This is a genomic window from Fulvivirga kasyanovii (assembly GCF_009711405.1).
GTDB classification, from domain to species: Bacteria; Bacteroidota; Bacteroidia; order Cytophagales; family Cyclobacteriaceae; genus Fulvivirga; species Fulvivirga kasyanovii.
This window is the reverse complement of the sequence record NZ_SMLW01000464.1, coordinates 1-6,680: the sequence shown is the minus strand read 5'-3', so window position 1 is coordinate 6,680 and position 6,680 is coordinate 1. Positions and strand designations below refer to the sequence as shown.

Annotated in this window: 8 protein-coding genes; 2 read left to right on the top strand and 6 right to left on the bottom strand. The window is 43.9% G+C overall.

The features are described 5' to 3' along the window. Window positions 1–84: 84 nt before the first annotated feature. The 5 genes from E1163_RS08130 to E1163_RS08110 all read right to left on the bottom strand — a co-directional run bounded on the left by E1163_RS08130 (window position 85) and on the right by E1163_RS08110 (window position 4,583). Complete coding sequence (locus tag E1163_RS08130; protein ID WP_155170940.1) at window positions 85–540, bottom strand: pyridoxamine 5'-phosphate oxidase family protein; 456 nt, start codon at window positions 538–540, stop codon at window positions 85–87. 6 nt (window positions 541–546) lie between these two features. Beyond that, the gene (locus tag E1163_RS08125) at window positions 547–1,059 is read right to left on the bottom strand and encodes a YciE/YciF ferroxidase family protein (protein WP_155170939.1); all 513 of its coding nucleotides are present in this window, start codon (window positions 1,057–1,059) and stop codon (window positions 547–549) included. Between the two features lie 237 nt (window positions 1,060–1,296). Then, window positions 1,297–2,388, bottom strand: coding sequence for an adenylate/guanylate cyclase domain-containing protein (locus E1163_RS08120; protein ID WP_155170938.1), 1,092 nt, complete (start codon window positions 2,386–2,388; stop codon window positions 1,297–1,299). Between the two features lie 113 nt (window positions 2,389–2,501). Beyond that, window positions 2,502–2,894, bottom strand: a complete 393-nt coding sequence (locus E1163_RS08115; protein WP_155170937.1) for a hypothetical protein — start codon at window positions 2,892–2,894, stop codon at window positions 2,502–2,504. 21 nt (window positions 2,895–2,915) lie between these two features. Then, on the bottom strand, window positions 2,916–4,583 hold the full coding sequence (locus E1163_RS08110; RefSeq protein ID WP_185156017.1) for a Na/Pi cotransporter family protein: 1,668 nt from the start codon (window positions 4,581–4,583) through the stop codon (window positions 2,916–2,918). 184 nt (window positions 4,584–4,767) lie between these two features. On the opposite strand from E1163_RS08110, the gene E1163_RS08105 reads away from it, so the two are divergent. Then, a complete protein-coding gene (locus E1163_RS08105) occupies window positions 4,768–5,601 on the top strand; it encodes a universal stress protein (RefSeq protein ID WP_155170935.1) in 834 nt (277 codons plus the stop codon). A gap of 129 nt (window positions 5,602–5,730) precedes the next feature. After that, window positions 5,731–6,210 carry a DUF1203 domain-containing protein gene (locus E1163_RS08100; RefSeq protein ID WP_155170934.1) on the top strand — a complete coding sequence of 160 codons (480 nt, stop codon included), beginning with the start codon at window positions 5,731–5,733 and terminating at the stop codon, window positions 6,208–6,210. Between the two features lie 245 nt (window positions 6,211–6,455). On the opposite strand, the gene E1163_RS31210 is transcribed toward E1163_RS08100, so the two are convergent. After that, a complete protein-coding gene (locus tag E1163_RS31210; RefSeq protein ID WP_246223554.1) occupies window positions 6,456–6,596 on the bottom strand; it encodes an SRPBCC family protein in 141 nt (46 codons plus the stop codon). Between the last annotated feature and the right edge of the window lie 84 nt (window positions 6,597–6,680).

Sequence of the window (6,680 nt, the reverse complement as noted above, 5' to 3'; positions counted from 1 at the left end):
CTTGCCAATTGCCATTTCACAAAGTAAGTACCAGATACATATACCCGATTCTATACCTCCCCAGAAAATTCGGCCTGATCCGTATTAATCCCCACCCTTTTCAAACCTGCCGGTTTTCTTCTCCACTTTAATACGGTAAATAATAGGTTTCTTTTCTTTTTCCACAACCTGAGGGATCATGGTCTGGCGGTGTGCACGGGCCGTTTCACTGGTAAGCAGCGGCATAATACGGTCATTAAGTACTTGCAGGGCTTCTTTTTGTGACTGTTGGTCTTTAAGTTCTTCGTAAGTGCCCCAGATGATGGCGCAGCGCCAGTTGGCCAGGTTGTCCATATCTTCCACTTCAAAGCACACCTGGCTGTTGGCACGCATCATTTCGATTTTTTTGCCTTCTTTTGAGTGGGCATAGATATACTGCCCGTCGAAGGCGTAAGTTACGGGCACCACAAATATCTCACCGTCGGCATAGCACCCTATTCTACCGATTACCTGACTATACAATACGTAGTCGACCTGTTTATCTGTTAAATTGCCCAGCATAGTTTTTTAGGTTTGGTTATTATATTCCGCCGCTTTAGTATTCACATCCAGCACGGCTATTTTTGATAAGTTGGCATGTGTTTGTTTTTCCCAGCCCAAGACTTCTTCAAGCAGGGTTGAGGCAGTATCCAGCTCCAGCTCCCATGAAAACATCAGGGCAGTTTCATATCCCGCCATTTTATAGAAATTGATGTTTTTCAAACAGGAAATCAGCATTATATCCTTCATCTCATCAGAGATAGCCACTTTAGAGACGCGCTTTGCACTATTGACCAGGGCATCAATTACCTTGTCCTTGCCTTTGCCAGGCTCCTTCATCAGGTAGCTATATACGCGGTCGAGCTTCAGGCACTTGTCTTCACAGCTTTCAGCATATTTCAGTATTTCTTCTTTTAATATAGGAGAGCTTACCTGCTCTACACACTGTTGGATGGCGCTTTTTAGCCTCTTTTCAATATCATACAGCTCATCAAGCTTATAGGCCATCGCCTCTGTCAGGTTTTTAATAGTAGTATTCATCGTCGTTTTTAATTTTATATAAAATTAAGCCTCAAACAGAGGGATTACGATGATAAACCTGCATGTACTTAAATGATAAATGTCATGAACCGGGTTCCACCCCAGAAATCAACACCACAAATCCATCCTCACAAATCCACCCCCGCAGTCATTCTGACGAAGGAAGAACCTACCTAATTAAGCCACTGCTACCCGTTTAGTTCATGCAATCAACAGTGTTAGATACTTCGCAAGCCTCTAAAATACGGGCCTAAGCGTACTCAGCGCTATCTCCTGGGATTTCCCCCTTAGCTTAATGGCTCCGAGGGGTTCGGCAGTGTACTGATCAGATAATATCAGTTCCTTCAGCACATGGGATGATGCCAATATTTCCACATTAAGCTCTTTGCACATGTTTTGTATCCTTGATGTGGTGTTGAGTACATCTCCTGAGTACGTGATGTCCCTTTTAATGATCCCGATCTCCCCGGCTACCACACGGCCGCAGTGTAAACCGGCTTTGAATGTCGGTACGAGGCCATAACGCTGAACATACTTTTGCTCCTTTCGCATCATGATCTGCTTCATGTCGAAAAAGCATTTCAGGCAATGAGCATTTTCTATTCCTTCCTCGTGCGTCCAGGCAATCACCACTTCATCGCCGACATACTGGTAAATGTTACCCTTGTTATTGACAATAGGGTCGGTAATGTCTGCAAAAAAATCCTGAAGCAGGGCGTGGTAGGTTTCGTCACCCAGCTTTTCGGCCATGGCAGTGGAGGAATTGAGGTCGAGAAACATAAATATCCGCTTCTCTTCTTTAGGGGTATTGTATTTGCCCCTGATGATATTCCAAAACGTGCCTTGCCCGAATTTACTGCTCACCTGAAGCAGTAATTGGGTAGTTGCCACAATGAATAACCAGACCAAAGCACTTTTGAGTGGGTAACGGTCAGTAATAAAGGCGATGAATGCAGCCTGGGAGACAGGATCGGACAGGGTCAGCCCCGTTCTGCGCGGCACAATGACCGCAGCAAGGATTAAAGTGATGATCATCATGACAACGATGAAAAATAGAAGTACGGCCAGAATAGTGTAGCCGTACGGCTTGTCGCGGTACTTCACATTGATATAAAAGACAAGGCAACTTCCTCCCAGCATGGCGCCGATAAAGCTCGAAATCAAATTCCTGAAAACTGCTTCGGTAAAAGAATATCCCTCTGTGGGGCCCAAAGAAAGGTTTGTATGTAATACCAGGTGATCATATACAGCTATGATAAACCCCAGCACCATCCATACCATAGTAATAATAAAGAGCTGCCGGAGTTGAAGCTGGGTAACTTTTTTCATGGGGCAAATAAGTTGGTTTTGCAATACAAAATTACCCCATTTTTATATTAGCTTAGAAATCAGAATCGATAAAAAGCGGGTTTAAATCGGTGCTATCCGTGGCCTTAAGGTGATCAATCTTCTTCCAGCGATAAAAGCCTGAGCAGAAAGGGAAGTAGAAGCACAAAAAGCAATACAAATGGCCACCACTGCCCGGCGGCGATGTTGTAGTTTTCCAAAACCATATCTACAGGTTGCCGGAAGATCCATAACCCCAGGACGAACTCAAAGAGAACCGTGAGGGAAACCCATACAATGCCATGAAGGAAGGCATCGGGTACACCGGTCAGGTCAAGTTTTTTTCGTATGATCAGTCCGTAAATCAGGAGCAGCAATGCTAAGGTGACGGCCGAAACCTGATGGGCGAGAGGTTCGCCGAGGGATTCTCCGTAAACAGTACCACGAATTATTCCGTTGATCATGCCCAAAACAGGCATGGGCAACCAATAGATTATGATCTTTTTCATGTTCGTTTCATTTTTTAACTTCTAAAATTCCGGCAAGAACTCAAATTCATGAGCCTGGGTTGCAGTCAGCCGGAGGTAAGCCAAAGCCCTGAGGAGTGATTTTTTAGCCGAGAGTATCTCCCGTTGTACATTCATCAGGGTTGAAGTTTCTACTTCTGACAGCTTCTTGCCTTTAAGCTCCTCTATAATCATGAGGTTTTGGTTATTATAATGTACGAAGGCCGCCTTCATTACTCCCGTTAGCTCTTCAAAAAGCAGATGCTTATCATCTATGGCCATTAAACGTTTGAACGAAAGCTCAAATTCCAGCCATCCTTCCTTGAGCTGAAGGTAGTGCGCATATAAAGTGTCATTTGCCGTATTGTCAAAATCCTTGAGATCATGCTGTATATCCTTGAGCGATTTGGCTGCGTGTATATTATTGCGTACGGCCGTTATATATTTATTCAGAAAATCATACTGCTCGGGGCTAAGGTCTTCTGATTGCAATAAGGCATAATATTCAAGTATATCGCCCTCAGTCTGTTTTAACCTGCCATACATGTCATCAGCAGATACCCGGCTCTGGGCCAGGGCACGCAGGTTGCTGAAGAAGTGCTCACTTGATGGCCGGGTGCTTCCCATAATTATGAGCTTTAGAAATTCGATGTTCTTTACAGACAGGTTTTCGGCTTCACGGTACATGGCATCTATTGCCAGTTCCGGCACTACAGGCAGGTTTTGAGTGATAAAGGAAACCTCATCGTCATGGTTGTCTTTAAACATACGCTCCAGCCACCGGGCAAACCAATGGATGAAAGGCATAAACATCATAATAGACAATAAGTTGATCGTGGTTTGAAAAGCAACAAGTGCCAGCAGAGGATCATTGATATGGATAATATCACGAATAAAAATAATGAGCCAGGGTAGTAGCAGGAAGGCAATGATCCCCGTGGCTATATTGAAGAAAAAGTTGCTCCATGCCACACGTTTTTTATCTATGGAACCGCGCATGCCACTGAGTACTATTTTAATAGTGGTGCCTAACTCTGACCCGATAACCACAGCAGCAGCCATGTTTAAGTCCAGTACACCGGTGTATAGTGCGGTAAGAGTGATAGCCACTGTTGCAGAGCTTGATTGGATGAGCGTGGTAATGAGAAAACCGATCAGTACAAATATCAGCGAACCGTAATGTGCATACCGGCCAAGGTCAACATCCTCAACCATAATTTCAGCCCCGGCCTTCATAAAACTCAACCCCAGGAAGAGCAAGCCCAGGGAAAGAAGCAGTTTGGCGCTGTTGTAAAGCTGTTTTCGCTTGTGCAGAAAAAACATGGCAATCGTGGAAACTGCTATTACAGGAAGAGAGTAGCTTTCAATATCCAGCTTAAAACCTACCGTGGCAACTATCCAACTGCTCAGTGTTGTGCCGACATTGGCTCCGAGTATTACACCCAGAGCATTTTTGAATGATATTATGCCGCTTTCTACAAAAGCCAGTACCAGAAGGGACACAACAGAGCTACTTTGGAGCAAGCCGGTAATAACGGCACCACCCGCCACTGAGGTGAAAAGCCTCTGGGTATATTTTCTCAGGAAGAGCTTAAAAGAGCGCCCGGCCAGCTTTTTCAGCACATTCTCCAGCATGTCCATAGCATAGAGGAACAGGCCTACACCGGCAAGAAATCTCCAGATCTCGATCATAACCATATCATTTCAAAAGACAAGGAAAGGTAGGATAGGACCGATAAAATAAACATGATATAAATCATAGCCCCGATTGACACCGCTCATACCGTGAAACTGGGTATAAAGCTAATTTTATTATCCTGACCGACAGGTGAGGTTTGGTTATATTAAATTCATAAACCCCTAATACCTAATAGCTATGAAAAATATTCTTGTACCTGTAGACTTTTCGCCGTTCTCTTTCAATGCTGCCAGAAAAGCGGTGTACATAGCTGAAAAGACCAATGCCACGGTTCATCTTCTTCATGTAGTGAATGCCCCTTCGGACTGGAGCAACATTTCCCTGCAGGCACAGCAGGAGTTTCCGGAGGTTGAAGCCCGGGTAGCAGAAGCCGAAGTAAAGATTGAGAAGCTCGCGGCAGATGCACTATTTGAGAATTGCAAGTTAAAAACATACGTACGGGGCGGCACTATCTATGAAGTAATTGCAGAGTTTGCCCAGACCCATAAGATGGATCTGATCACGATAGGAGCACATGGATCTGATGAGACCAAAGAACTATTTGTGGGTTCCACTACCCAGCGGGTCATCCGTATGGCTACCTGTCCGGTACTGTCCGTTAAGCAAAATTCAGAGCTTAAATCCGTTGATCGTATTCTTTTTCTATCCGACTTCGAAGAGGATGTATCCAATGCCATAGACACCATTGTTCAACTGGCCGAGCTTTTACAGGCCAGTGTTGACCTGCTATATGTAAACACTCCGGCTAATTTTACAGATACCTCAACAGCAGAGGCAAGAATGTCAAAATATATCCCTAAGGATTCAAAGGTGAAGTTCCAATCTTTCATTTACAATGACTTCGATAAAGATAAAGGTATGCTGGCCTTTATGAAACGTAGTAAACCAGACCTCATCACCATGATCACGCATGCTCGCAAAGGTAAACCGGCATATGTGCTAAGTGTGACAGATACCATGGTCTTTCATGCAGATATCCCTGTACTTAGCATGGTATTGAGGAAACCTTAAATATCAATATCACACCAGTTCATCAGGAAAGCTTTACTTTTTTAACAGGTGGGGGTTAATCCTAATTCAGCAACTATCGGGTCGCATTACTGCTTAGCGGTGCAGATTTTTGTATGAAAAAGATCAATTATGCATACTTTTAAAATTGTACCCTTAGATAAAGCATTTGTTGATAAGATTAAAAGGGAAAAGACAGATACATTTGGTATTGAGGTAACAGAGGAGTTAGCTGCCGGCGTTGGGCCATGCAGGCTGTCGTTGAAGCCTTTTAAGCCTGGTGTTGACAGGCGGTTGTTGTTTTTGCATTCACCTTTTGATCAAAATAATGCCTTTAATCAAAATGGGCCTGTTTTTGTAAATGCGGCTGATGTAGAGCCTTATGCCGATGTTTATTGCTTTCCAAAAGAAATCAAAGCTGATCCCGTTAATTTTCCTCTGACCCTGATCGGGTACAATGCCGTACAACGCATGGTGCTGACCAAGTTGGTAGGAAAAAATGATGTGGATGACCTTATCAATGAAATATTCGAATCAAACCCTGATGTAGAGTATCTCCATGCCCGGAATGCAGAGGCAGGCTGCTATATCTGTAAAATAGAGCGGGTATAATATAGTGGATCAGGCAGGGTTTCCGGAGAGATAGTTGTTTAGTGGCAATCGGCAAAAGCAGTTGGCAAACTCGTATAAATAACAATAGGTGTGGTTTGCTGATTTTGAGTGGCAACCTTCACATTTTACTTTCCGATCTGTTTACTCCAAGATTTTCCATCCTGGTCCAATGCTCAGGGAGGTGTTAAGTAAAAGAGGGTGCTTTTAGTGAGTCACACCCTCTTTCTGTAAGTAAAGGAAGCAGTTCACTTCACTTTTGCTTCTGTGTATTTTTTGAAGTTGTCCAAAATAGCCTGCCAGCCATCTCTCTGCATTTCTACAGAATTTTCTCCCTCTGCTTCAAAAGTTTCAGTTACCCTGGTCTTGCCGTTTTCCTCTTTGAACAATATACTGACCTTTCTGTTGTTTTCACCTCGTCATAGACACCTCCAAAATCAAACCCCATACTGCCGTCCTTGGCTTCCATACGA